We start from the raw sequence: 211 nt of genomic DNA, 5'->3' as shown, positions 1-211 counted from the left end.
TGTACAAAGCAAAGTCATGGCCTTACGAACGGCGTGTGGTATGCAAGGTTGAAAAGCCGGAAAACCAGATGGTTTACATGGACACCTTTGTTGTCACAAACATGGATTCCTCACCAGGGTATCTTATCAAGTTTTACTGCAAGCGAGGGCTGATGGAAAACTTCATCAAAGAAAGTAAATCCGGTTTTGATTTTGCTTCCGTAAGCAGTCA

The 211-nt window shown here is 43.1% G+C and carries 1 protein-coding gene; it reads left to right on the top strand.

All coding sequences use genetic code 11. The features are described from left to right. On the top strand, nucleotides 1-211 hold a 211-nt coding region (locus GPK83_RS13625; RefSeq protein WP_215705008.1), incomplete at both ends, for a transposase.

The sequence above is a fragment of the Clostridium sp. MCC328 genome (genome assembly GCF_018785465.1).
GTDB lineage: Bacteria > Bacillota > Clostridia > Lachnospirales > Lachnospiraceae > Pilosibacter > Pilosibacter fragilis.
The sequence above is the reverse complement of the archived record's forward strand: the minus strand, read 5'-3'. Positions and strand labels throughout refer to the sequence as shown.